Here is a 24,753-nt window from a genome sequence, read left to right on the forward strand (position 1 = left end):
GATTTATTCGTTATTTATTAAATTTGCTCTCAAATGCAACGCATATGAAAAGAATCTGGATTTTGATCGCAGGGGTGTTTATGCTGACGCAATTGTCTGCAAGAGACGTGATTAATATAAACAGGGATTGGCGTTTTTTCAGCCATACCGAAGGTTCCAGCGACCGGGCGCAGGGCGTGAACCTGCCGCACATGTGGAACAACGACGCCCTGAGCGGCCGGAACGACTATTTCCGGGGGGTAGGCAATTACATGAAAGATATCGCCGTACCGAAAGAGTGGGCCGGTCGGCGGATTTTCGTCCGCTTCGGCGGGGCCGGAACCGTGGCCGACCTGATCGTCAACGGGCGCTATGTCGGCGAACACCGGGGCGGTTACAGCGCATTTACGTTCGATCTGACCGATTACTTGAAATACGGCGAGAACAACTCGCTGTGGGTGATCGTCAATAACGCTCCGCGGCTCGACGTGCTTCCGACCGCCGGGGACATCAACGTTTACGGGGGATTGTACCGCGATGTCGAACTGATCGTAACCGATCCGTCGCATATCGCCGTGGACGATTACGCGTCTGAGGGCGTTTATGTCCACCAGAAAGAGGTCTCCCGCGAAAAGGCCGATCTGGAGACGGTCGTGAGGGTGCGCGGCGCGGCCGGTAAGACCCTTACGGTCAATCTGGCCGTCGAAACGCCGAACCGCGATACGGTGGTCGTGCAAGGTGCGAAAGTCAAAATCGCGGGGGACGGCCGGGGATCGGCGACCGTACCGGTGATCGTAGGAAATCCGACGTTGTGGGATGGCATCGAGAATCCGTATATGTATACCGTGCGCGTGCAGCTGGCCGACGAGGGACGCGTGTGCGACGAGGTTACGGTGCCGCTCGGACTGCGCTTTTTCAGCGTCGATCCGAAGCAGGGATTCCTGCTGAACGGCCGTCCGTATCGGATTCACGGCGTGGTGCATTACGAAGACCGGGCGTCGGTGGGGATCGCGTTGAAACAGTACCAGATCAAAGAGGATCTGGATCTGATTACCGAGATGGGCGCCAATGCCGTCCGGGCTGCCGGTTATCCGCACCATCCGGGCTTTTACGACGAGTGCGACCGCCGCGGGATCTTGGTCTGGAGCGAAATGCCGTTTATCGGGCCGGCTTATATGACCGATAAGGGGTATATCCATACGGACGATTTCCGCCGCAACGGCGAGCAGCAGCTTTACGAAATGATTTTCCAGCAGTTTAACCACCCTTCGGTCGTATTCTGGGGTATTTTTTCGGATCAGGATCCGCGGGGCGACGATCCGACCGACTACATCAAAGGGCTCAACGCGATGGCGATGCAGGAAGACCCGTCGCGGATGACGACGGCAACAAGCAATCAGGACGGCCCGATCAATTTCGTGACCGACCTGATCGTCTGGGATCTTCCGTTCGGATGGAAGGAGGGGATGCCGGGCGATCTGAAGATATGGCTCGATCAGTTGCAGAAAAAGTGGGGGAGCCTGTGTTCCGGGATCACGTACGGAGCGGGGGCTTCGATCTATCATCAGGAGGATTCGCTCTACCGGCCCAACTACCTCGGCAACTGGCATCCGGAGCGTTGGCAGACCAGTCTGCACGAGCAGTATTTCCCGCTGGTCGACGCGTCGCCGTTTCTATGGGGCTGGTTCGTGGCCAATATGTTCGATTACGGGGCGGCCGGGCGCGACTGGGGCGAGGGCACCGGGATCGACGACCGGGGATTGGTGACTTTCGACCGCAAGTACCGCAAGGATGCGTTCTATTTCTATAAGGCCAACTGGAACAAGGCCGAACCGATGGTTTATATCGCGCAGAAGCGCTGGACGCCGCGCGTGAAAACGACCCAGACGATCCGGGTCTATTCGAATGCTCCGGAAGTGGAACTGCTGGTCAACGGCGCTTCGCTCGGCAGGAAGACGGGGGCCAACGGGGTGTTCCTGTGGGAAAACGTCGAACTCAAACGCGGCGTGAACGCGCTCGAGGCGCGCAGCGACACGAGCATCGACTATGCTGACATTCGGGTGTTGTAGATCGGGACGCAGGAACGGCTTAACGTACGGTCGAGTCCCGCAGAATCCCGGTCGAGTCAGGCCCTTCGCAGAACAACAGGTCGATGATCGACAGGTTCGCCGCGAAAGGATAGCGTTCGGTGAAAACCTGGTAATAAGGTGCGGCCCGGAATGCCGGGTCGGGACGTTGCAGGCGCGGCTTCGGGGATAGCGCGTCTCGGAAATCTTCGGCGGGATCGGGGTTTTGCACGTAACTTTCGGAGTACGCGATGCGCGGTTTCATTCGTAAGAGATCGAGTACCGTTTGTTGCAGTTCCGCATTCAGGTCGACCAGAAAATCGTACCGTCGCCGGTAGAACGGGGCGAACCGCTCTTCGTAATGGACGAAATAGGGCGAACTCCGGTAAGCCGATACGATCGCTTGCCAATGTTGGTGTTGCCATTTTTTCGACGAATCGATCCGGATATCCCGGGTCGGTTTTTTTATACCCGACGGTTGGAGTACCGGTACGATCAGCGGACCCGTCCCGTTGGCCGTCAGGATGTCGCATCGGTTTCGGTAGCTCTGTTTCCGATAATGTTCGTATAGGTCGATTACGGCTTTTCCGCTCAGTAGTTTGGCGTAATACTGGACGTTTCCGAGATAAGCGGTCGAAAGGATCACGGTCGGCGGATTTCGGGTTATTTTTTCGGGCCGAACAGGTCGGTCTCGCCGCGTTCGACGGCGTGGAATACGGTGGCCAGTTCGGCGACTGCCGGCGAGATCAGGCCGATGACGTTGCGGATGTCGTTCTCCTTGCTTCGATCGCCTTTGATCCGGTACAGCATAACGGCATACAGAGCCCGGAAGAACAGTTCCACGTCGGAGATGTCCTGTTTGCCGAGTTTGCTTTTGAGCGTCGGGATTTCGGGGGCTACCGCGGCGTAGAGCGCACGGTATTTCTCGCCGACGGGCAGCGTCAGCAACTGTTTGTGCAGGTTATCCAGATCGTCGATCAGATGCAGGGTGTGTTCCAGATGGCCGTTTTCCTCCTTGCCTTCTTTGCGCAGCAGGTTTACCAGATCCATGTACCAGAAGAAAACCTCCTGTTTTTTGGCTTCGTCCAGTTCGCTTTTCTGCACCAGTTGCGAATAGATCGCTTCGGGACTGAACTGCAGGGCGCGTAGCAAATCCTCCAACTGCCACAGATAGAGGATGTACTCGGCGATATTCTCTTTGCGTTTGCGTTGTGCGATATACATTTCGGTCGTTTTTCGGTGAACGGATCGTGTTTCCGACCGCTAATATACCGATTCCTTTCGAAAAACGGATGACGTCGTCCCGTTCGGAATGCGTTATTGCATCCGGATGTGCTCTTCGATCCTCTTTTTCAGGCTCCCCTTGCCGTAATCGAGCCACCGGTCGATCAGGATGCCTTCGGGATCGAACAGCAGGCCGAGCGCCGGGGAGAGTTGTCGGTCGCCCCGGCTATCGGGCGAATGGCGTTAAATCTCCACGTCCGTTTCGCGTACGATCCGGAGCACGTTTTCCGTAGCGGGCGCCACTTTGTAGCGGTCGTCGATGCGCCGTCCGACCACCCATACGATGTCATTCCCGCTGGTCACGACGAATTGGCGGCGTTTGTCCGGGAGCGATACCTTGTTGTTTATCAGGAAATCGCTGATTTTCTTGCGGCTGTCCATGCCGAACGGAACGAATGCGTCCCCTTCGTTCCAGCGGCGCACCGTCAGCGGATAGGTCAGCTTGTCCGCATCGAGCAGCGCTACGTTTTCGGGCTGGCGGAGCGATTCGACGTCGTCTGCTTCGAGGCGTTCGAAGGTCAGCAACGCGCCGCCGCAGTAGATGTGGGTCGTTTCGGGAGTCACTTCCGTCGTGCAGCCCTCGTCGTCGGGGATCGGGGTGATCAGGATGCGACCGCGGTCGATGTAAGCTACGCTGTCTTTCGAAAAGAAACGCTTGCCGGAGCCGTGTCCTTCGCAGAATGCCCGGTAAAGGCTGTTGATGACTTCCCCGTTGAACCCGAAACCGCGCAGCAGTTCGAAGATGACGAAATCGGCAGGCAGCGACGGATCGATCCGCGACAGATCGACGACGGTGCGCGTTTCGTCGCGTATGAGCGCCTGGCGGCGGATCACTTCCATGCTGCGGTCGATGAAATTCTGGGCCGAGGTCAGCCGTTCGACGTTGGCCGCCATCGTGTCGGTGAATTTCGGAGAGATCTCCTTGATGCGCGGCACGATGCCGAGCCGGAATTTATTGCGTAGGTATTTGGTCGACGCGTTGGTCGAATCTTCGCGGTAGGGGATTTTGTTGGTCAGCGCGTAGTCGATGATCTCTTTGCGCTGCGAAAACAGCAGCGGCCGGATCAGGCGCCCGTTCACGACGCCGATGCCCGTCAGCCCCCGGAGCCCCGTTCCCCGGATCAGGTTGATGAAAAAGGTTTCCACCGAGTCGTCGGCGTGGTGTGCGATTGCGACCCGGTCGTAGCGGCGCTCTTCGCATAGCTTGTCAAACCATTCGTAGCGCAACCGCCGCGCGGCCATTTCGACCGATTCGCCGGTCGCGGCGACTTCCGCCATCGTGTCGAAGCGAACGCCGTAATACGGGATTCCGTAGCGGGTCGCCTCGCGTTCGACCAGTAAGTCGTCTTCGTCGGCTTCGGCTCCGCGAAGCTGGAAATTGCAGTGCGCCACGCCCACTTCGTATCCGCCGCGGACGAACAGCGACAGCATGACCATCGAATCGACGCCGCCGCTTACGGCCAGCAGAATGCGGTTTTCGTGGGTGCACAGACCCCGTTCCCGGATGTAGGCCCGAAATTTATCCTGTAGCATATCTATATCAGATTTACTTCCATGTCGATCGTTACGCCGAACCGTTCGAGCACATCCTGCTGAACGGCACGGGCGAGGCGGACGATATCGGCTCCCGTAGCGCCGCCGTGGTTGACCACTACGAGCGCCTGGCGTTCGTGGATGCCGGCCGGGCCGAGCCTTGAGCCGCGCCATCCGCAGCGGTCGATCAGCCAGCCGGCCGCCAGTTTCACCCGGCCTTCTCCGGTCGCGTAGCGCGGCATGTCCGGGTATTTCTTCGTCAGGAAATCGGCCTGCGCTTGCGACACGACCGGATTTTTGAAAAAGCTGCCGGCGTTTCCCAGCACTCTCGGATCGGGCAGCTTGCTGCTCCGGATAGCGATAACCGCCCGACGGATATTTTCCAGCGATACGCCGCCGAGCGCTTCGACCTGTTGCTCCACGTCTCCGTAGCGCAGCCGGAACTGCGGATCGCGCGCGAGGACGAATTGAACCGCCAGGATTACGGCGCGGCCTTTCAGCTCCCGTTTGAAAATGCTGTCCCGGTAACCGAAACGGCATTCCGCGTTGGACAGCGTCACAGTTTCCCGCGTGTCGATCAGCAGGCACTCGACGCTTTCGATCGTATCTTTCGCTTCGGCCCCGTACGCTCCGATGTTCTGTACCGGTGCGGCCCCGACATAGCCTGGGATCAGCGACAGGTTTTCGATGCCGCCCAATCCGTTGCGCACCGCCCAGGCGACGAGGTCGTCCCATTCGACGCCGGCTCCGGCTCGGACGCGCACCGTCCTGCCGTCGTCCGAAATCTGCGCGATGTCGCGGCACGCGGGATGCAGCACGGTGCCGTCGTAATCGCCCGTGAACAGCACGTTGTTGCCGCCGCCGAGGATCATCCATTTCTCGCCGGGCGGCAAGCTGTCCAGCAGAGCGGTCAGTTCGGCCCGGTCGCTGAATTCGGCGAAACGTCGCGCCGAAACGTCCACCCCGAAACTGTTCAGTCCGCGGAGGGATTTGTTTTCTTCCATCATACACGCTATTGTTAAACAAACATACGACAATAAATCAGATTTTGCAAAACCGACTGCCGACGGAGCGGTTCCGCTACAGACCGACGGCCGGTAAAAAACCCGGATGCGGATATTTGCGGAAAAATGATTACTTTTAATGTGAATTTTTAAATCCGACGAAAAATGTTTACCGAACAGGATATCGAACAGATCGGCGCTCACGGCCTGTGCGTCGCCGATGCGGAGCGGCAGATGCTCCGTTTCAGAGAAGGGTTTCCATACCTGGATATTTGCCGTGCGGCAGTGGCCGGCGACGGGATTCTGCAAGTCGACGGGGCTGCTGCGGAGCGTTACGGCGCGGTTTACCGGGAACTCCGTCCGCAGCGCAAGGTCGTGAAATTCGTTCCGGCGTCGGGTGCGGCGACCCGTATGTTCAAGGCGTTATTCGAATTTTTGAACGACGGCGTTCGCAGCCGCGAAGTCGACGAATTGTTGGCCGGTCTCGACCGTTTCGCTTTTGCCGAACGGCTTGCGGAGTTTACCGGAGGCAGCCGCGATCCGCGAACCGTGGTCTCGAATATCCTGACCGAAGGGCTCGGTTACGGGACGCTGCCGAAAGCGCTGATCCTTTTTCACCGTTATCCCGACCGCAACCGGACGGCCTTTGAAGAACATCTGGCCGAAGGGGCGCTGTATGCGGCCGGAGCAGGGAGCGAAGTATGCATTCATTTTACCGTATCTGCGGAGCACCGGGAGCAGTTCGAACGCCTGGCCGCCGAAACGGTTCCGTTTTACGAAGCCCGTTTCGGGGTGAAGTATCGGATCGGTTATTCCTGCCAGAAGCCTTCGACCGATACGCTGGCCGTCAATCCCGACGATACGCCGCTGCGCGACGGGCAGGGGCGCCTGCTTTTCCGTCCTGCGGGGCACGGGGCGCTGATCGAGAACCTGAACGAGATCGATGCCGACCTGGTTTTCATCAAAACGGTCGACAACGTGGCGCCCGACCGTCTGAAATCCGATACGGTGATCTATAAAGAGATGCTCGCCGGGTTGCTGCTCGATTTGCAGCGGCAGGCGTTCGGGTATTTGCGCCGGCTGGATGCCGGGGAACGGGTGTCTGCGGAGGAGATGGCGTCATTCGTTTCCGGCAGGCTGTGCCGTCGGCTGCCGTCGTCGTTCGCTGCGTTGGAACCGCAGCGGCAGGTCGGTTTGCTGCGCGAATTGCTGGATCGTCCGATCCGGGTGTGCGGTATGGTGAAGAACGAAGGCGAGCCGGGCGGCGGGCCGTTTTGGGTGCGGGAGGCCGACGGCGGCGAGTCGTTGCAGATCGCCGAATCGTCCCAGATCGCGCCGCAGCAAAAGGGTCTGATGACCGCGGCGACGCATTTCAACCCGGTAGATCTCGTCTGCGGGGTGCGGGATTATCTCGGCCGTAAATTCGATCTGACGCGTTACGTCGATCCGCAGACCGGTTTTATTTCGTCGAAATCGCAGCAGGGGCGGCCGCTGAAGGCGCTCGAATTGCCGGGTCTGTGGAACGGAGCGATGGCGCGGTGGAACACCGTGTTCGTCGAGGTTCCCATATCGACTTTCAGTCCGGTGAAAGTTGTGGGCGATCTACTGCGGCCGCAGCATCGGAACGGATAGTCCGGGTTTTGAAAGCCCCGTTTTATTCGTTACCTTTGCGTAAAAGATCAGATTCCGTACGAGCGATGGCGAAAAGCAGTAAAAAGAGCTTTAAGGAGAGTGTGGCCGATTATGCGGCGTTGTCCGAACGGATCGGCCGGAGGCAGTTCGCGCCGGTCTATCTGCTGATGGGCGAGGAGCCCTATTTTATCGATATGCTGGCCGAACGGCTCGGCGAGACGATCCTGTCGCCCGAGGAGCGGGCCTTCGACCAGACGGTCGTTTACGGCAGGGATACCGAAGCCGGGGCGATCGTCAATTTTTGCCGTCAGATGCCGATGATGGGGGCTTTTCAGGTGGTGATCGTCCGCGAAGCGCAGACGTTGCGCCGGATCGACCAGTTGTCGCTGTATACGTCGGCGCCCTCCCCGACTACGATCCTCGTGCTGTGTCATAAAGAAAAAGGACTCGATAAACGTAGTCAGCTCTACAAGCAGATCGAGGCTAAAGGAGCGGTTTTCGAATCGGTCGCTCCGCGCGATTACGAGATCGCCGGTTGGCTCGGCGATTTCGTCCGCAGTAAAGGATGTTCGATCGACCCGAAAGCGGCAGCCATGTTGACCGACCACCTCGGCGCCGATATTTCGAAGATCAGCAACGAACTGGGCAAACTGCTCACCTATCTGCCCGAAGGAACGAAGCAGATCACGGCCGCGCACATCGAACAGAATATCGGCATCAGCAAAGATTTCAATAATTTCGAGCTGACGCGGGCGATGTCCGAGCGGAACGTGGCCCGGGCGATGCTGATTGCCGATCATTTCGCCCGCAATCCGAAAGAGAATCCGTTGCTGGTGACCGTCAGCGCGCTGTTTACGCATTTTCAGCGGATTTTTATACTGAATTACCAAAAGTGGTATTGCCGCCGCAAAGGCGCGCCGATGCCGCCGGATGCGGAATTGGCAAGGATGTTGAAGCTGCCCACGGCGTTCTTTCTGAAGGAGTACCAGCAGGCGGCTGCGCTCTATCCGAACAACAAGGTTTTTGCGATTCTCGGCCTGTTGCGCGAGTATGACCTGAAAAGCAAAGGCATGAATACCGGGCAGGCCGACGGCGGCGAGTTGCTGAAGGAGTTGCTGTTAAAAATATTTTTACTCTGATGACCTATATCCTGATTTTCATAACGGCGATCGTTTCGATAGCGGCGTTCAACAATCGGCAATTGTTCGACCGGCTCGCGTTCGTCCCCTACCGTGTCGTGCATCGGCGCGAATGGTACCGGGCCGTGTCGTACGGTTTTGTGCACGGCGATTACATGCACCTGATCGTCAATATGCTCGTGTTGCTGTCGTTCGGGCAGTTCCTTGAGCAACTGTTTAAGGCTTACCAGCAGGCAGGGACCATTTTCAGCGGCTACCTGAGCTACGGACTGCTCTATTTCGGCGGGTTGCTGTTCTCCGTGCTTCCCGACCTCGTGCGTCGGCGCGACGATCCGCAGTATGCGTCGATCGGGGCTTCGGGAGCGGTGTCGGCCGTAATCTTCACCTCCATTTTTTTCAATCCGTGGAGTAAGATTTATTTCTTCGGTATCCTGCCGATCCCGGGGATTCTGTTCGGAATCCTTTATGTAGGCTACGAGCAGTACATGAGCCGTCGTCCGGGCGATCATATCAACCACAACGCCCACCTGTTCGGGGCGCTTTTCGGATTCGTGTTCCCGCTGCTGATGGAGCCGTCGCTGTGGCACGTATTCGTTAAGAACCTGACGTCGTTCTGATCCTGCGATGGATACGGTTTGTTACAACGGGGCGTTCGTCGTTCCCGGAGAGCGGGGATTCGCGCCGGAACGGTTGCTTTCGACGAATTACGTCTATCAGCAGATGCATGCCTTCGATCGCCGGATTCTTTTCCCGGATGCGCATTTGGAAATTCTCGGGCAGGCCGTGGAGCGGGTTTGCGGCGTGCCGTTCGTCCTCCCCGAACCGACGTTGCGACAGGCGGTCGGGGCGTTGCTCGACGCCAATCGTTATCCGCACGGCAGCAGTCGGATTACGTTGCGCGTTTTTCCGCACGGGCTGGAATCCGATGCCGAAGAACCGTCTTGGCTGCTGGAGACCGCTGCTCCGCTCTATTATCCGCGTTACGTGCTGTGGCATAAGCGTCCGCTGCTGGACGTGTTTCCGTGCGATTGCGCCTGGCCGGGATATCCGACTTCCGTTTCGCTGCTTTCGGCGGCATTCGGACGCGATGCGGCTGCCCGAGCCGGAGCGGAACTCGCCGTTCTCGAGAACCGGGACGGGACGCTGACCCACGTCGACGACGAGCCGTTGTTCCTCGTCTCCGCCGGCGAGGTGTTTACGACGCCGCTGGCAGCCGGGGCGACCGATTCGGTGATGCGGCGGCTGGTGCTTGCCGTCTGCCGCGCCGAAAAGATCGCGGTGTGCGAATGCCCGCTGACACGGGGTATGCTGACCCATTGCGAAGAAGCCTTTACCGTTTCGGTGCAGGGAATCGTGTCGCTGCTCGGTTACGGGGATTACCGCTACTTCAACCTGATGGCCGTGAAACTCGCCGAACGGATCAACGACGTGCGGCTCTGAAGCGTTTCGTCCCGTTCCGGCTACGGCTTTTTCCGCCGTTTGGCGCTCTCCTTATCGAATTCTTCCTGATCGAACTTCGCCCCGAGGATCTCTTCGGCCCGGCGGGCGTCCGCCTCGTTGACGACCAGCCGGACGGGCATCATCTCGTTGCGGATCGGCAACACCTCGGCCGTCAGTTCGTTCAGCAGTTCGCACGGTACTCCGCTGCTTTCCAGCAGGCTTTTGTAAATGGAGGCTTCCCCTACCGAGGAGAAGCTCCGGATTACTACCAGTTTCGAATCGTCCATCGCATTCGGTTTTTAGTACGACATTGATAATCAGGCGGAAATATCGGATCGTCGCCGGTTGTTCCGCATGTTCTAAATATAGGGATAATTTGTGAATAAATTCCCGCCGGGGATGCCGCGGGACAACTATTTTTTCGTTATTTTTGTCGGGATACATCATTAAAAGCGAATCTGAAATGGCTCAATTTACACATCTGCACGTACATACCCAATATTCGATCCTGGATGGGGCGGCTGCGATCAAACCGTTGCTCAAACGCGCCAAAGAACTGGGCATGACGTCGCTGGCGATTACCGATCACGGCAACATGTTCGGCGTGAAGGAGTTTCACGATGCGGCCGAAAAAGAGGGGATCAAACCGATCCTCGGATGCGAGGTGTACGTTGCGGGCGGCAGCCGTTTCGACAAAAGCGGCAAGGACGACCGCGGCGACCACCTGATCCTGCTGGCCAAGAACCTGGAAGGGTATCATAACTTGGCGCGTATCGTTTCGTACGCCTTTATCGAGGGATTCTATTACCGTCCGCGTGTGGATAAAGAGTTGTTGAGGCTGTACCATGACGGGATTATCTGCTGCTCGGCCTGTCTCGGCGGGGAGCTTCCGCAGGCGATCATGCACGGGAATATCGACGAGGCGCACCGCGTCGTCGAGGAGTTTAAGTCGATTTTCGGAGAGGATTACTACCTCGAACTGCAACTGCATCCGAGCGGTAACGCGCGGATCGACGCGCAGGTGTACGAGAACCAGAAAAAGGTCAACGAAGTGATCCTGCGGCTGGCGGCCGAACACGGCGTCAAGTACATCGCGTCGAACGACGTGCATTTCATCATGGCCGACGATGCGCCGGCGCACGACCGGCTGATCTGCCTGAACACGGGCCGCGACCTGGACGATCCGAATCGGATGCGGTACACGTTCCAGGAGTATCTGAAGAGCGAAGAGGAGATGGCCGCGCTGTTCCCGGATCATCCCGAAGCGCTCGCTACGACGGCCGAGATCGCCGCTAAAGTGGAGTCTTATTCGCTGGAACACAAGCCGCTGATGCCGAACTTTCCGATCCCGGACGATTTCGAAATACCGCTCGACAAACTGAAAGAAACCTTCCTGAAAAAGCTGGAAGACGAGGCGCTGCGCGCGGAAGTGAACGATTGCGCGTCGCTCGACGACGTGATCGCGCGTCATCCGGAACTGTCCGAACGGTTGATGATCTCGAAACAGTTCCGCTACCTGGAATACCTGACCTACCTGGGTGCCGAAAAACGTTACGGCACGCTTTCGGAGGCGGTGCGCAAACGGATCGAATACGAATTGTCGACGATCGAGTGGATGGGGTTCCCTGGTTACTTCCTGATCGTGTGGGACTTTATTCGTGCGGCGCGCGAGATGGGCGTGTCGGTCGGGCCGGGTCGTGGGTCGGCGGCCGGGTCGGTGGTTGCCTATGCGCTGAAAATCACCAGCATCGATCCGATGAAATACGACCTGCTGTTCGAACGTTTCCTGAATCCGGATCGTATTTCGCTGCCGGACGTCGACGTCGATTTCGACGAGGACGGCCGCGCCGACGTGCTGCATTACGTGACCGAAAAATACGGCAGCAAGCGCGTCGCGCAGATCATCACGTTCGGGACGATGGCTCCGAAAATGGCCATCAAAGACGTGGCGCGGATTCAGAAGCTGCCGCTTTCGGAAAGCAACCGCCTGGCGAAGCTGGTTCCCGAAAAACCGGGGATGTCGTTCCCGAAAGCCTATAAAGAATCTCCCGAACTGCTGGCCGAGAAGGAATCGCCCGACCCGCTGGTGCGCGATACGATGCGTTATGCCGAGAAGCTCGAAGGGTCGGTGCGCCAGACCGGCGTACATGCCTGCGGCGTGATTATCGGGCAGGATGACCTCGAACTGTTCGCCCCGATCGCGATCGCGAAGGACGCCGAGCTGAACGTGGTGCAGTACGAAGGCAAGCTGGTCGAGAGCGTCGGCCTGATTAAGATGGACTTCCTGGGACTCAAAACACTGTCGATTATCAAGGATGCGCTCGAAAATATCGAATCGACGACCGGGCGGAAGCTCGATATCGACGCGATCCCGTTGGACGACGGCCCTACGTACGAATTGTACAGCCGCGGCGAGACGACCGGCCTGTTCCAGTTCGAGTCGCCGGGCATGAAAAAGCACCTGCGCAACCTGAAGCCGAACCGGTTCGAAGATTTGATCGCGATGAACGCGCTGTACCGCCCGGGCCCGATGGAGTACATCCCGAACTTCATCGCCCGCAAGCATGGGCTGGAACCGGTGACCTACGAGATTGCCGACATGGAGGAGTACCTGAAGGACACGTACGGGATTACGGTCTATCAGGAACAGGTCATGCTGCTGTCGCAAAAGCTGGCCGGTTTTTCGGGCGGCGAGGCCGATACGCTGCGCAAGGCGATGGGGAAGAAAAAACGGGACGTGCTGGATAAGATGAAGCCCAAGTTCATCGAAGGGGCTAAAAAGAACGGTCACGACCCGAAAATCTGCGAAAAGATATGGGGCGATTGGGAGGCGTTCGCATCGTATGCGTTCAACAAGTCGCACTCGACCTGCTACGCCTACGTTTCGTACCAGACGGCCTACCTGAAAGCGCATTATCCGGCCGAATTCATGGCGGCGCTGCTGAGCCGCAACCTGTCGGATATCAAGAAGATCAGCTTCTTTATGGACGAGTGCAAGCGGATGGGGCTGTCGGTACTGGGCCCGGACGTCAATTACAGTAAGTCGCGCTTCTCGGTCGATGAGGACGGCAACGTGCGTTTCGGCATGGCGGCGATCAAAGGCGTGGGCGAGGCCGCCGTCCAGAATATCATCGAGGTGCGCAAAGAGGGCGGTAAGTTCACGTCGATCTACGATTTCGTCGAACGGGTGAACCTGCAGGCCGTCAATAAGAAAACGCTCGAAAACCTCGTGCTCGGCGGAGCGTTCGACACGATCAGTTCGTTCCCGCGGAGCGCTTACCTGGCCAAGGACGACCACGATATGACGATGCTCGACGCGCTGATCCGTTACGGAAACCGCATCCAGAACGACAAAAACAACGTGCAGCAAAGCCTGTTCGGCGAAACGGCCGCCGAGTCTTCGGTGCAGAAGCCGGAGCCGCCGCAGCATACGCCGTGGTCGAAGCTGGAAATGTTGAACCGCGAACGCGAGGTAATCGGTATCTACTTGTCGTCGCATCCGCTGGACGATTTCTCGGTTATTATCCGTCACTATTGCAACTGCTCGCTCGGCGACCTGTCCGACCTGTCGTCGATGAACGGGCGCGACTTCATGGTCGCCGGCATGGTGACATCGGTGATGCACCTGACGACCAAAACCGGCAAGCCTTACGGACGGTTCACGATCGAGGATTACAACGGTTCGCACGAATTCGTGCTCTTTTCGAAGGAATACGAGAATTTCCGCCGCTATATGTTCGAAGGATATTACCTGTTCATCCGGGGGAAGGTGGGTCCTCGCATCTACAATCCGAGTGAGCTCGAAGCGAAAATCACGTCGATGATGATGCTTTCCGAAGCGCAGGAAACGCTGATGAAAGAGGTTACCGTAATGGTACCGGTGAACGATCTGACCGAAGAGTTGATCGGGAAGCTTTCCTGTACGGTGAAGGACAACCGCGGTAAGGTGATGCTCCGCGTCAAGGTGTACGATCCGGCAGCCGATGTGGCAGTAAATTTGTATTCGAAGAGCGTGAAGGTCGATATGACCGGTGACATGGTGCGGTTTCTGGAAGACTATGCGTTGCAGTATACGCTGATGTAACTATTTGATCCGTAAGTGTGTATTCGTCTGCCAGTCGGAATGTTGAATAAGTTGTTGATTACTTTTGCCGTCGCCGCGTGCTTTTGTCGGATGTTATTATGACCTTTGTACGACCACAGTGAAACATAAACTTTAAAAATACCGAAATTATGGCACTTACTATCACATCCGAAAATCTGCAGGGATTGCTCGATTCGGGCAAGCCGCTGGTAATCGATTTCTGGGCCGAATGGTGCGGCCCCTGCCGGATGGTCGCTCCGATCATCGACGAACTGGCCGGCGAATACGAAGGCAGAGTGACGATCGGCAAATGCGACGTCGATTCGAACAATGCGATCGCCGTGCAGTATGCCGTCCGCAACATCCCGACGATTTTGTTCATCAAGAACGGGCAGATCGTCGACAAGCAGATCGGCGCGGCTCCGAAAAACGTATTCGCGGAGAAAATCGCAAAACTTCTGTAAACTCGTATTCTGTTTTCATGGCGATAGGGGGGCGACTCTCCCTATCGTTTGTTTTGTGCGATCTCCTATCCGCCGAACGTATTTTCTCCGTAGTATTTTTGAGCCGTACGTGCGACGATGTCCGCATCGTATTTCCATTCGTCGTTGCGGTACCATATCTTTTTGCGCAGCGAACGGAGATAGCGGGATTCCTTTTTCTTTCCGCTGTCGGTAAAGTACATCTTCAATGCCATGCCGACACGGTCTTTTTTGGTGATAACCACACCCGTACAATACACATAACCTTTCTTGTATGGGTCGTCTACCGGCAAAGTATAGATACACTGTACCGGCATTGAACCACCTACGGGCTTTGTTTCCGGAAACGGTCGTAACGTAGTCGTCGAAACGAAATTCTTTATCCGACGCCGAATCGAAGCCCCCGTTCTTTTTCTTCTTGTGACCGTAAACCGTCGTCTTCAATTCCCCCGATTTATACAGGTAGCGAGGCGCTCCGCTGATTGTTGTCGGGAGAAGATGATTGATATCGGATGATGGAACAGAGGGGAATATACGACGACAAAGCCTGGAGACCGTATTTACAATGTCTCCAGGCTTCTGTGTATTGCCGGCAGGTTCCGGCCGCTTTGTGAAATCGATTGCGCGCGGAATTACCAGCCCAGCACGTATGCGAAAATCAGCGGGGCCACGATCGTAGCGTCCGACTCGACGATGAATTTCGGGGTGTCCGGAGCGAGTTTGCCCCAGGTGATCTTTTCGTTCGGAACGGCGCCCGAATATGATCCGTACGAGGTCGTCGAGTCCGAAATCTGGCAGAAGTAGGCCCAGAACGGCACGTCTTCCCATTCGAGATCCTGGTACATCATCGGCACCACGCAGATCGGGAAGTCGCCCGAAATGCCGCCGGCGATCTGGAAGAACCCGACGCCTTTGCCGCCGCTGTTGGCGCGGTACCATTCGGTCAGGAAGATCATCGTTTCGATGCCGCCCTTGACGGTCGAGGCTTTCAGTTCGCCTTTGATGACGTACGACGTGAAGATGTTGCCCATCGTGCTGTCTTCCCATCCCGGAACGATGATCGGAATGTTCTTTTCGCAGGCGGCCAGCATCCAACTGTTCTTCGGGTCGATTTCGTAGTACTGCTCCAGTACGCCGCTGCGCAGCAGCTTGTACATGAATTCGTACGGCAGGTAGCGTTCGCCTTTGTCGTCGGCGTCTTTCCATATCTTGAAAATATGTTGTTGCAGGCGGCGGAACGCTTCCTCTTCCGGGATGCAGGTATCCGTCACGCGGTTCATGTGGTTTTCGAGCAATTCCCATTCGTCCTGCGGCGTCAGGTCGCGGTAGTGCGGCACGCGTTTGTAGTGCGAGTGGGCGACGAGGTTCATGATGTCTTCTTCGAGGTTGGCGCCGGTGCAGGTGATGATCTGCACTTTGTCCTGGCGGATCATTTCGGCCAGCGAGATGCCGAGTTCGGCGGTACTCATCGCACCGCCGAGGGTGATCATCATTTTACCCCCTGCCTGCATGTGGGCTTCGTATCCTTTGGCGGCGTCGATCAGTGCAGCCGCGTTGAAGTGGCGGTAGTGGTGCGTAATGAATTGAGAAATAGGTCCCTTTTCCATTTTTTTGATTGAGTTTAATATGTAATCGTATTATTTAGGTCGTCTCGAACACGGGTTTCCGCTGTTGTTGCAGCGGACCTCCGCAAAGGTAGGAAATTCCGCCGTGAATTATTCCTTAATTATATGGGAAACTCTTTATTTGCGGATTTCTTCGAGCCAGCGGCCGAGCGCGGCGCGCAGTTCGTCCTTGTAGCGGAACGATTCGCTCCAGCCCCAGCCGTGACCGCCGGTCGGGAAAATGTGCAGTTCGGCCGGAACGTTGCGGCTTTTCAGCGCCGTGTAGTAGCGGGTGCTGTTGCCCGGCAGGACGTTGTCGTCGTCGTCGCTGAGGGCGATGAATGCCTGCGGCGTTCGTTCCGTCACCTGTTTTTCGCAGGAATAACGGAACGTCTCCGGGGCGGAAGCGTCCGGGCCGATCAGGTTGCCGAAGGTCTCCTTGTCGATGATGTCCGGATCGTCCGAGGTGGCCGCGTAACACAGGATCGTGAAATCGGGACGGTTGTCCGCTCCGGTGAACAGCGTCGAGGCGGCTGCGGCAAGGTGTCCTCCGGCCGAGAATCCGATGATGCCGACCCGGTGCGGATCGACGCGCCATTTCGGGGCCTGTTTGCGTACCAATTCCAGCATTTGCTGCGCGTCTTTCAGCGGGATTTCGGGGTGGCCGTTCGGCATCCGGTAACGCAGTACAATGGCCGTTACGCCCTGCGTATTAAACCATCGGGCGACCTGTAAGCCTTCGTGATCGAAGCAGATGGCTCCGTATCCTCCGCCGGGACAGATGACGACGGCCTGGCCGGTCGCCTGCGTCGGATCGGCCGGCAGCACCAGGTAGTCGGCGTCGACCGCCCCGAAAATCACGTCGGGTAATACTTTGACGCTGTCCGCCGACAGGCCGTTGCTCTCCGGCGCGCCTTTCGGGTAGAGCGGCAACGCTTCGGGCGTTCGGTTCGGTTCGGGTGTCCGGCCCGGGCTTTCGGCGGCGGACAACAGCAGCGGAAGGACTGCCAGCCATACCATTTTTTTCATCGTAACGGGCTTTCGGCGATTCTTATTTGCGGATTTCTTCGAGCCAGCGGCCGAGCGAAGCGCGCAGTTCGTCGTGGTATTCGAACGAATCGCGCCAGCCCCATCCGTGTCCGCCGCTCGGATAAACGTGCAGTTCGGCCGGCACGTTGTGCTTTTTGAGCGCGGAATAGTAACCGATGCTGTTGGCGGGCGGTACGCCGTTGTCGTCGTCGCTGAGCGCGATAAATGCCCGCGGCGTTTGGTCGGTAACCTGTTTTTCGTTCGAATAGCGCTCGGCCAGCTCCGCCGGGGCGTTCGTGCCCAACAGGTTGTCCTTCGACCCCTGATGCGTGATCGAATCCATCGAGATGACCGGGTAGATCAGGATTGAGAAATCGGGCCGGTCTTCCGGGCCGGTGAAGTGGGTGGCTGCGGTCGCGGCGAGGTGCCCTCCGGCCGAAAATCCCATGATGCCGACCCGGTTCGGGTCGACGTGCCAGTCGGCGGCCTTCTGCCGCACCAGTTTCAGGGCCGTCTGCGCGTCTTTCAATGGAATTTCGGGATGCCCGTTCGGCATCCGGTAACGCAGTACGACGGCGGTTATCCCGTGCTCGTTCATCCATTCGGCCACGTCGAGTCCTTCGTGACCGTAAGCCAGCGAGATATACCCGCCTCCGGGACAGATGACGACGGCCTGTCCGGTCGCTTGCGCCGGATCGGCCGGAAAAACGAAATAATCGGCTTCCGCGCATTTGTCGAGGTTCGTGGCGGTCAGCCGGACGTCGGCTGCGGAGAATCCGTTGCTTTCCACGGCCCCGTCGGGGTACAGCGGCAGCGCCTGCGGTGTTTGGGCGAATCCGCCCGGAGCGCACAGCAGCGCGCCGACGGCGGTCAATAGTTGTTTTTTCATAGTATCTAAAAATCCGATTTTAACAAAGGTAGCTAATTTGTACGGTTCGTCAAAGCGCTTGCGTGCGGTACGTTAAAATTCGACGGTGATGCCAAGCGTCGGCAGTACGGTGCCGCCGATGTCGTGCGCGACGGTCTTCATTTTGTAGTGTCCGGGGCGCTGCGGATCGGGGACGTATTGCCCCGAAGCGTCGGTCTCGGGCATCAGGATATCCTGTCCGGCCGCTTTGAAGTTGTAGAGATTCTGAATGTCGACGTAGAATCCGAGCCGCCATTTCGCGAAGTACCATACTTTGTCCGCCCGCACGTCGAGCTGATGGAAAGCCTGCAGTCGCCGCGAATTGTACAGCGCGTAATCGTAGTAGGGCCGCTGTCGGGCGTCCCAGGCTCCGGTTTGCGACGAGAGGCCGAAATCGTAGGGCGTGAAGGGGCTGCCGCCGGTCAGATACCATTTGGCGCCGAGCGTCCAGTTGCGCCCGAACTTGTGGATCGCCGAGACGTTCAGGATGTGCCGCACGTCCCAATCGGAGGAGACGTACTCGTCCGTCGGGCGCAGGTCTGCGCCGGGACGGTTGAATTGCGAGTGCAGGAACGTGTACGAAACGTTGACGACCGTGTTCGCGAGGTTCGTGTTGCGGTACGAGAGTTCGACCCCGTAGGCGCGTCCTTTGCCGACCGACCGCACCGGAACGTCCCCGATCGTATAGTCGGCGAAGTCGCCGGTCGATACCGGCAGCGAATCGATCAGCGATACCGGATAGTCCGAGTAGCGCTTGTAGAAGCCTTCGATCGAAATGCGCGAGTGCGCGTCGGGCGTAAAGGCGATTCCCGCGATGAAATGGTCGGAGGCGATGTATCGCAGTCCGTTCGCTTTGTTGATCAGTACGCCGGTGCTGTCCCTGTATCCCATCGACGTGTAGGGCGGTTCCTGGTAATATCGCGCGACCGAAGCGCTGAACGTCCACTGCGGCCGGAAGTTGTAAGAGAGGTTCAGCCGCGGCGAAAGTTGTCGCAGCGGGTTGTGCATTTCGGAAGAATAGGTCGTTCCGTCGGCCCGTAGCCCGAGCAGCACTGAAAAGCGTTCCCCGAAAAATTCCCGGCTCAGCGTGGCGAACAGTTCGTAGCGTCCGAACGAGAGCCGGCTGTCGAACCGTTCCGTGCGGAGCTGGCCGCCGGTGTAAGCCGGCCGCCGGGTCGTATTGTCGTAGTGCCCGCTGCCGCCTCCGACGCCGCCCGTAAAGCGGAAGCCGCCGACCGACCGCAATTCGATTTCGGCCCGCACCCGGTTGTCCGATTGCTCGGTATTGTAGTCGATCGTGCGCGGCAGCGACTTGTCGTTGCGTTCGTGCTTGTAGAGTTTGTTCGTAAAAGCGTTACGACTGACCACGACGCGCAGTTGCCCGGCCCGGAAACGGTGCACGTATCCCGCGCCGAACACGTAGCTTGACTGCCTGTTTTCGGGCAGGTAGCCGAGGATGTACTTTTGATCGTCGTCGGGGTCTTTCAGTCCGGTATTCAGCCGGTTGTAGTCGAACGATCCGAGTCCGATCAGGTAAAATTCGTCCGACGCGCCGAGTTTCGAGGCCAGTTTGAACTGGTAGTCGTTATAGGTCGGCAGGAAGGGCAGGCCGAGTACGCTGAACAGCATTTGCAGGTAGCTGCGACGATAGGAGGCCAGCAGCGTGGTCTTGCCGTTTCTCGAAACCGGCGTATCGAAGTTGATCCCGAAATCCGACGCTCCGAGGATCAGTTTGCCTTTGAACCGCGTCGGGTTGCCGTCGCGCATCCGCATGTCCATCACCGAACTGAGGCCGTTGCCGAACGCGGCCGGGAACGCCCCGGTGTAGAAGTTGACCGAACGCAGCAGGTCGGTGTTGACCAGCGAGGCGTTGCCGCCCGATCCGCCCTGCACGGCGAAGTGGTTCAGCACCGGGATTTCGATGCCGTCGAGGTAATATTTGTTTTCGTTGGCCCCGCCGCCGCGTACGAGCACGTCGTTGCGCTGGATGGCCGTGGCGATGACCCCGGGGGCTGATTGCACCACTTTCGAGATATCGCGGTTCGCGCCGGGCGTCATATCGATCTCTTCGGTTCCGATCCGCCGCATCGACACGGGGGATTCGGTCGTCGCCGCGAGCGGCGAAACCGCCACGACGACTTCCGACAGCGCTACTTGCATCGTGTCGAGGGCGATGTTTACCACGGCGGTGTCCGATGCCGTGACCAGGAACGATTCGGTGGTGACCGCGTGGAATCCTTCGGCGGCGACATACAATGTGTTGTATCCCACCGGGACGCGGCGGATCAGGAACAGCCCGTTGCCGTTCGACGTTCCCGCGAGAGTGTCGCCCGCGAGCCGCACGGTGATGCCTGCGATCGGCCGGTCGTCGCCGCTGCCGGTCACGCGGCCCTTGACGGTGCCCGTTTTCGGCATCGGTTTTGTCTGGGCATAAGTTGTGGCGCATAGAACGATCGGAAACAGCCATAAAAGGCCGTAAAGGCAAAGCTTTTTCATTGCGGCGTGCGAAGTTTCCGGCAAAGATAACGTCTAATTCCGATAAAGCGATGCGATTGTGGTCGATACATCCGAAGTATCTGGATCCGGCCGGTCTGACGGCCTGCTGGCGCGAAGGGTTGCTGGCGCGGGAGGTGCTTTGCGGCCGGACGTCCGGTTACCGGAACCATCCGCAACTGGCGCGTTTCAAGGAGGCGGAAGACCCGGTGCGGGCGATCGACCGCTATCTCGAAGCCGTCTGGGAAGAATCCGTGTGCAGGGGGTACCGGTTCGATGCGACGAAGGTCGTGCCCGGCATTGCCGTCGTCCGTCTGACGGTCTCCTGCGGACAGCTCGATTATGAATTCGAACATTTAAAAAGAAAGCTGGAACTCCGTTCCCCGAAAAACTATATGCGGCTGATTGCCGTGCGCAGCATCGAGCCGCATCCGTTGTTCCGGGTTACGACGGGGGGAGTGGCCGTTTGGGAGATCATCCGATGAAAATTGCGATTTCGGGAGCAACCGGGTTTATCGGTACGCATCTGACGGCCTATCTGACGGGATTGGGGCATCGGGCCGTTCCGCTGGGACGTCCGGCTTTCCGGTCGCAGGAGTCGCTCGCGGCGGCGCTTGCCGGCTGCGGGGCCGTGGTCAATTTGGCCGGCGCGCCGATCGACCGGCGGTGGAGCGACGCCTATAAAAAGCAACTGTACGACAGCCGGATCGGGACGACCCGTAAGCTGGTGGCCGCAATCAACGAAATGAATCCCGCGCCGAAGGTTTTCGTTTCGGCGTCCGCTGTCGGTTATTACCCCGACCAGGGTTGTTACGACGAATACACGGCGGTCAAGGGAACGGGCTTCCTGTCCGACCTCTGCGAAAGCTGGGAGCGGGAAGCAAGCCGGGTGGTTCCGGGGATACGGTTGGCGGTCGCCCGTTTCGGCGTAGTGCTCGCCCCGGACGAAGGCGCTTTCGCAAAAATGGCTTTCCCGTTTCGCAAAGGGATCGCCGTCCGTATTGCGTCGGGCGCGCAGATTTTTGCATGGATCGACATCGGCGATCTGGTGCGTGCGCTGACTTTTATCCTTTCGTCGGATATGCTGGCCGGGGCGATCAACCTGACGGCTCCCGAACGGCTGACCAATGCGGCGTTCGCCCGAGCCGCCACCCGCCATTACGCCGCCCGTCTACACGTGGCGGTTCCCGGTTGGGCGCTCCGGCTGCTTTATGGAGAGGCTTCCGGTATGCTGGTTTCGGGCCCGTGCGCGATTCCCCGGAAACTGCTGGATGCCGGATTCGTTTTCAATGCGCCGGAGATCGCCGCGTTTATGTCGAAACTCGGCAAAACGGCCGAGAAGTGAGCGTCCGTGTCGGGTCCCGTCCGGGGGGAGCGAAAGCAAACGGAGCATCCCTTTTTGAGGACGCTCCGTTTGTCGAATTTGTTGTCGAAAACTATTTTTTTGCTTCTTCAACAGATACTTTACGAAAATCTTTCAGCAGTTTGGACAGTTCCAGCGCTGCTTTGCGCGCACGGGTTCCGGCTGCTTTGTTGTTTTTTTCAACCTGCAGATCTGCATTGGCCATAAAGACGTCAATTTGTTCTTTGATCTGGTTAACCAACTCTTTCATAAGCTTTTACGATTAATAGTTAGACATTCGGAAATACATGGAGGCAACCGGAATTCGACTTTTTTGAAGCAAAGCGACGACAAGGCAGTTCCCTCTGTGCTGAGTTTCCGTTTGATTTTCACCTGCAAATATAACAAATATAATGATACTTGAAAGAAAAGCCCCCGCTTTTTTGAGGCGGGAGCTTTTTTCCGTCTATCTGCTCCAGATGCAGCGGTAGTTGAACCGGCGGTTCGGAGCCGTGTCCCCGTTCAGGCACAGCGAGATCGGATCGTTCAGGTCGGCCGGGTTGTCGCTCCACTTGAAATCGAACACGAAACGGTCGCCGCCGAGTCCGAGCAATTCGCGCGGAACGGAAACTTCCAGTTGGTTGCCTGCGTAGCGCATCGGCAGATCGGCCACTTCCGTCCAGTCGCCTTTGGCGCTGTCGTAACGCATCAGCGTGGTGGTCTGATCGTTTTTGATCCGCTTGTTGATCAGGTAATCGTATCCGTACCATCCCGTTGACGGATCGTTGTCCGCGTCGATCAGCAGCAACATCCAATTGTTGTCGGTGCACGGGGTCAGCGCGTCGGCCGTTTCGGCGTAGAACGCCACCTGCTTCTTGTCGACGGCCACTTTGGCGGTGATGATGTCGTTGCGTCCCGAATTGTTGACGTAATGGATTCCCGCGTAACCTTTGGCGTCGCGGTGGAAAACGTCGCCCTTGGTATCGCGGTATTCGGTGGTAGCCCCCGCCCAGTCGTCGAACCGGCCGTCGATCTTAGTTTTTACGTAGCCGGCCAGTTCCGGGATCGGACGGATTCCTTTGTAGCGGCGGATGTTCTGCGCCATTTGCATGTAATAGTTATCCGTGTATCCGCCTTTCATCGGCTGGATGCCCCGGTTGAATTCCATGTTGTACTGGTCGACGAAGAAGAACGGGCTGTCGCGGTTCAGCCAGACGGTGGTCTTGCCTTTGCCCGGATGGTATTTCCCGGCGGTCCATTCGTTCCAGTCGTTGATATACAGGAATTCGGGGTTGGCCTGCAGGGCGTCCTCCCAGCGTTCCTGGAAATAGATTCCGTAGTTCACCGGGTCTTTTACGGTTTTCCCGAGCCAGGGCACATAGGCCGATTTGGGCATGTCGTGTTCGTCCAGCTCCGGCTCGCCGTACTTTTTCGACCACGATTTGCCGACTCCCATGCGTTCGCCTTCGATCATCGTGACCGGATGCTGGGCCGGCGTGACGGCGGCCTGTTCGCGTTTGCCCTTATGGGTCGAGAGCAGTTCCTCGGGTTTCATATCTTTGATCCGGGGATCGGCCATGTTGTATCCGAAGCTCCAGTTGTCCTCGGTTCCGATGAAACGCTCGTTGGCCCATTCGTAGTAGCCCCACCACATCGTGCGCAGCGTGAAGAAGTTTTTCACGTCGTCGGAATAATCCGTATAATATTTAGCGGTATAGTACGGGTCTCCGTAATGCGGATTGTTTTTGTTGGTCACGGCGTCTTCGTCGTAGTGCAGATTCGGGTGCGGCGTATCCTGTCCGTTGGCGTCGTATTTCGGGGTGCCGTTATAGAGCAGCAGCGGTTTGCCGTCCCAGTAGAACCACAGGTCGGGGTATTGGTTTTTCTCGTAGATGCGTTCGTAGAGATCCTGCACGACGGTGATGACCGGGCCGTTGAACGCCCAGAAACAGAATTTGGGCACTTTGTTGCCTTCGGCCTTCATCTTTTCCATCGTTTTGAAGATCACGTCCCATTCGTCCCAGTAGCGCACCGCGTTGGTGACGTCCATGATCATCACGTCCACGCCGGCGTCTGCCAGCATCGAGATGTCCTTGCGGATCACCCATTCGTCCTGGCTGAGGAAGTAACCCATTTCCGGTTCGGCGTAGTGGTACGAACCTTCCGTCCACAACGGATTGTCGGCCTGCAGGCGCGCGTTCGGATCTTTTTCGAGGATTTTGGTCACGTCGGCCGTGTAAGGGCTTTTCAGTCCGGCCAGTCCCTGGGTATGCCAGGTGATGTAGAAGATGCCGACGATGCGGCGCTGGTCGTTTTTCACGGCTCCGACCTCTTCGTAAGAAGGCATCGTGCGTCCCACGGCGTCGGTGGCTACCCAGGTGTCGGGATAGATGTCCCGGTATCCGGCGGTGTCGGCGGCGCTTTGCTGCGCGGGATTACCCGCCGCGAGCAGCCCCGGGGCCAGCAACAATGCCGGAAGCGACAGCAATTTGTAGATGTTTTTTTTCATCTTGCGGTTAAGTTATCGGTTAATAATATCAAAATAGGCAGATTCGACCTGCCGGCGTTTCCGCGCTTTAAAGATAATGATTTATTGCGAGTGCGAAAAACGGAAGATGCAGATCGGCGTTTTTTGCGATTTCCGGGACGGATTTTTTGGGGATTCTTCAAAAAAATTCCCCCAAAGATATCGGATTTAGAACAAGTATGTTTAAACTTGCACAAACAAGGAAGCC

21 protein-coding genes are annotated in these 24,753 nt (G+C 57.7%); 9 read left to right on the forward strand and 12 right to left on the reverse strand.

What is annotated here, in order from left to right:
* Positions 1–44: 44 nt before the first annotated feature.
* Positions 45–2,048: a glycoside hydrolase family 2 protein gene (locus tag GFH31_RS11200; protein WP_153497944.1), complete on the forward strand. Its 2,004-nt coding sequence runs from the start codon at positions 45–47 to the stop codon at positions 2,046–2,048.
* Between the two features lie 19 nt (positions 2,049–2,067).
* On the opposite strand, the gene GFH31_RS11205 is transcribed toward GFH31_RS11200, so the two are convergent.
* The 4 genes from GFH31_RS11205 to murB all read right to left on the reverse strand — a co-directional run bounded on the left by GFH31_RS11205 (position 2,068) and on the right by murB (position 5,866).
* Entirely contained in the window at positions 2,068–2,691 is a 624-nt protein-coding gene (locus tag GFH31_RS11205) for a WbqC family protein (protein WP_055201771.1), read from the reverse strand.
* Positions 2,692–2,708: 17 nt separating this feature from the next.
* The gene (locus GFH31_RS11210; RefSeq protein ID WP_153497945.1) at positions 2,709–3,269 is read right to left on the reverse strand and encodes a DUF4924 family protein; all 561 of its coding nucleotides are present in this window, start codon (positions 3,267–3,269) and stop codon (positions 2,709–2,711) included.
* 243 nt (positions 3,270–3,512) lie between these two features.
* Positions 3,513–4,862, reverse strand: coding sequence for a tRNA lysidine(34) synthetase TilS (gene tilS, locus GFH31_RS11215; protein WP_055201768.1), 1,350 nt, complete (start codon positions 4,860–4,862; stop codon positions 3,513–3,515).
* Positions 4,863–4,864: 2 nt separating this feature from the next.
* A complete protein-coding gene (gene murB, locus GFH31_RS11220; protein ID WP_153498096.1) occupies positions 4,865–5,866 on the reverse strand; it encodes a UDP-N-acetylmuramate dehydrogenase in 1,002 nt (333 codons plus the stop codon).
* Positions 5,867–6,031: 165 nt separating this feature from the next.
* On the opposite strand from murB, the gene GFH31_RS11225 reads away from it, so the two are divergent.
* The 4 genes from GFH31_RS11225 (at position 6,032) to GFH31_RS11240 (ending at position 10,077) form a co-directional block, all read left to right on the forward strand.
* Entirely contained in the window at positions 6,032–7,498 is a 1,467-nt protein-coding gene (locus tag GFH31_RS11225; protein ID WP_153497946.1) for a DUF4301 family protein, read from the forward strand.
* A gap of 65 nt (positions 7,499–7,563) precedes the next feature.
* Entirely contained in the window at positions 7,564–8,637 is a 1,074-nt protein-coding gene (gene holA, locus GFH31_RS11230) for a DNA polymerase III subunit delta (RefSeq protein WP_055201763.1), read from the forward strand.
* Positions 8,634–9,254, forward strand: coding sequence for a rhomboid family intramembrane serine protease (locus GFH31_RS11235; RefSeq protein WP_101571157.1), 621 nt, complete (start codon positions 8,634–8,636; stop codon positions 9,252–9,254). Before holA ends, GFH31_RS11235 begins: the two co-directional genes overlap by 4 nt.
* Positions 9,255–9,261: 7 nt before the next feature.
* The gene (locus GFH31_RS11240) at positions 9,262–10,077 is read left to right on the forward strand and encodes an aminotransferase class IV (protein WP_101571155.1); all 816 of its coding nucleotides are present in this window, start codon (positions 9,262–9,264) and stop codon (positions 10,075–10,077) included.
* Between the two features lie 20 nt (positions 10,078–10,097).
* On the opposite strand, the gene GFH31_RS11245 is transcribed toward GFH31_RS11240, so the two are convergent.
* Entirely contained in the window at positions 10,098–10,364 is a 267-nt protein-coding gene (locus GFH31_RS11245; RefSeq protein WP_055201758.1) for a DUF2007 domain-containing protein, read from the reverse strand.
* 176 nt (positions 10,365–10,540) lie between these two features.
* On the opposite strand from GFH31_RS11245, the gene dnaE reads away from it, so the two are divergent.
* Positions 10,541–14,161, forward strand: coding sequence for a DNA polymerase III subunit alpha (gene dnaE, locus GFH31_RS11250; RefSeq protein WP_101571153.1), 3,621 nt, complete (start codon positions 10,541–10,543; stop codon positions 14,159–14,161).
* Between the two features lie 149 nt (positions 14,162–14,310).
* Positions 14,311–14,625 (forward strand): thioredoxin, encoded by a 315-nt coding sequence (gene trxA / locus GFH31_RS11255; protein WP_101571152.1) that lies wholly within the window; start codon positions 14,311–14,313, stop codon positions 14,623–14,625.
* Positions 14,626–14,690: 65 nt separating this feature from the next.
* Here the strand turns inward: trxA and GFH31_RS11260 are convergent, their stop codons facing one another.
* The 5 genes from GFH31_RS11260 to GFH31_RS11280 all read right to left on the reverse strand — a co-directional run bounded on the left by GFH31_RS11260 (position 14,691) and on the right by GFH31_RS11280 (position 20,679).
* On the reverse strand, positions 14,691–14,858 hold the full coding sequence (locus GFH31_RS11260; RefSeq protein WP_153497947.1) for a hypothetical protein: 168 nt from the start codon (positions 14,856–14,858) through the stop codon (positions 14,691–14,693).
* 417 nt (positions 14,859–15,275) lie between these two features.
* On the reverse strand, positions 15,276–16,250 hold the full coding sequence (locus GFH31_RS11265; RefSeq protein WP_055201750.1) for a deoxyhypusine synthase family protein: 975 nt from the start codon (positions 16,248–16,250) through the stop codon (positions 15,276–15,278).
* Between the two features lie 135 nt (positions 16,251–16,385).
* The gene (locus GFH31_RS11270; RefSeq protein ID WP_153497948.1) at positions 16,386–17,276 is read right to left on the reverse strand and encodes an alpha/beta hydrolase; all 891 of its coding nucleotides are present in this window, start codon (positions 17,274–17,276) and stop codon (positions 16,386–16,388) included.
* A gap of 22 nt (positions 17,277–17,298) precedes the next feature.
* Complete coding sequence (locus GFH31_RS11275) at positions 17,299–18,165, reverse strand: alpha/beta hydrolase (RefSeq protein ID WP_055201748.1); 867 nt, start codon at positions 18,163–18,165, stop codon at positions 17,299–17,301.
* 72 nt (positions 18,166–18,237) lie between these two features.
* On the reverse strand, positions 18,238–20,679 hold the full coding sequence (locus GFH31_RS11280; RefSeq protein WP_153497949.1) for a TonB-dependent receptor: 2,442 nt from the start codon (positions 20,677–20,679) through the stop codon (positions 18,238–18,240).
* 50 nt (positions 20,680–20,729) lie between these two features.
* On the opposite strand from GFH31_RS11280, the gene GFH31_RS11285 reads away from it, so the two are divergent.
* Together GFH31_RS11285 and GFH31_RS11290 are read left to right on the forward strand one after the other, a co-directional pair.
* Positions 20,730–21,161, forward strand: coding sequence for a pyrimidine dimer DNA glycosylase/endonuclease V (locus GFH31_RS11285; RefSeq protein WP_153497950.1), 432 nt, complete (start codon positions 20,730–20,732; stop codon positions 21,159–21,161).
* Positions 21,158–22,021, forward strand: a complete 864-nt coding sequence (locus GFH31_RS11290; protein ID WP_153497951.1) for a TIGR01777 family oxidoreductase — start codon at positions 21,158–21,160, stop codon at positions 22,019–22,021. Before GFH31_RS11285 ends, GFH31_RS11290 begins: the two co-directional genes overlap by 4 nt.
* A 91-nt stretch (positions 22,022–22,112) precedes the next feature.
* On the opposite strand, the gene GFH31_RS11295 is transcribed toward GFH31_RS11290, so the two are convergent.
* Positions 22,113–22,289: a histone H1 gene (locus tag GFH31_RS11295; RefSeq protein ID WP_055201742.1), complete on the reverse strand. Its 177-nt coding sequence runs from the start codon at positions 22,287–22,289 to the stop codon at positions 22,113–22,115.
* 195 nt (positions 22,290–22,484) lie between these two features.
* Complete coding sequence (locus GFH31_RS11300) at positions 22,485–24,527, reverse strand: hypothetical protein (protein ID WP_118458478.1); 2,043 nt, start codon at positions 24,525–24,527, stop codon at positions 22,485–22,487.
* Positions 24,528–24,753: the final 226 nt, after the last annotated feature.

Source organism: Alistipes sp. dk3624, from assembly GCF_009557455.1.
Classification (GTDB): domain Bacteria; phylum Bacteroidota; class Bacteroidia; order Bacteroidales; family Rikenellaceae; genus Alistipes_A; species Alistipes_A hominis.

Coding starts and splice junctions, on each gene's coding strand:
- dnaE (WP_101571153.1), top strand. CDS start 10,541: ATGGCTCAATTTACACATCTGCACGTACATACCCAATATTCGATCCTG.
- holA (WP_055201763.1), top strand. CDS start 7,564: ATGGCGAAAAGCAGTAAAAAGAGCTTTAAGGAGAGTGTGGCCGATTAT.
- GFH31_RS11260 (WP_153497947.1), bottom strand. CDS start 14,858: ATGGCATTGAAGATGTACTTTACCGACAGCGGAAAGAAAAAGGAATCC.
- GFH31_RS11290 (WP_153497951.1), top strand. CDS start 21,158: ATGAAAATTGCGATTTCGGGAGCAACCGGGTTTATCGGTACGCATCTG.
- tilS (WP_055201768.1), bottom strand. CDS start 4,862: ATGCTACAGGATAAATTTCGGGCCTACATCCGGGAACGGGGTCTGTGC.
- murB (WP_153498096.1), bottom strand. CDS start 5,866: ATGGAAGAAAACAAATCCCTCCGCGGACTGAACAGTTTCGGGGTGGAC.
- GFH31_RS11270 (WP_153497948.1), bottom strand. CDS start 17,276: ATGAAAAAAATGGTATGGCTGGCAGTCCTTCCGCTGCTGTTGTCCGCC.
- GFH31_RS11225 (WP_153497946.1), top strand. CDS start 6,032: ATGTTTACCGAACAGGATATCGAACAGATCGGCGCTCACGGCCTGTGC.
- GFH31_RS11295 (WP_055201742.1), bottom strand. CDS start 22,289: ATGAAAGAGTTGGTTAACCAGATCAAAGAACAAATTGACGTCTTTATG.
- GFH31_RS11280 (WP_153497949.1), bottom strand. CDS start 20,679: ATGAAAAAGCTTTGCCTTTACGGCCTTTTATGGCTGTTTCCGATCGTT.
- GFH31_RS11245 (WP_055201758.1), bottom strand. CDS start 10,364: ATGGACGATTCGAAACTGGTAGTAATCCGGAGCTTCTCCTCGGTAGGG.
- trxA (WP_101571152.1), top strand. CDS start 14,311: ATGGCACTTACTATCACATCCGAAAATCTGCAGGGATTGCTCGATTCG.
- GFH31_RS11275 (WP_055201748.1), bottom strand. CDS start 18,165: ATGAAAAAACAACTATTGACCGCCGTCGGCGCGCTGCTGTGCGCTCCG.
- GFH31_RS11265 (WP_055201750.1), bottom strand. CDS start 16,250: ATGGAAAAGGGACCTATTTCTCAATTCATTACGCACCACTACCGCCAC.
- GFH31_RS11200 (WP_153497944.1), top strand. CDS start 45: ATGAAAAGAATCTGGATTTTGATCGCAGGGGTGTTTATGCTGACGCAA.
- GFH31_RS11300 (WP_118458478.1), bottom strand. CDS start 24,527: ATGAAAAAAAACATCTACAAATTGCTGTCGCTTCCGGCATTGTTGCTG.
- GFH31_RS11240 (WP_101571155.1), top strand. CDS start 9,262: ATGGATACGGTTTGTTACAACGGGGCGTTCGTCGTTCCCGGAGAGCGG.
- GFH31_RS11210 (WP_153497945.1), bottom strand. CDS start 3,269: ATGTATATCGCACAACGCAAACGCAAAGAGAATATCGCCGAGTACATC.
- GFH31_RS11285 (WP_153497950.1), top strand. CDS start 20,730: ATGCGATTGTGGTCGATACATCCGAAGTATCTGGATCCGGCCGGTCTG.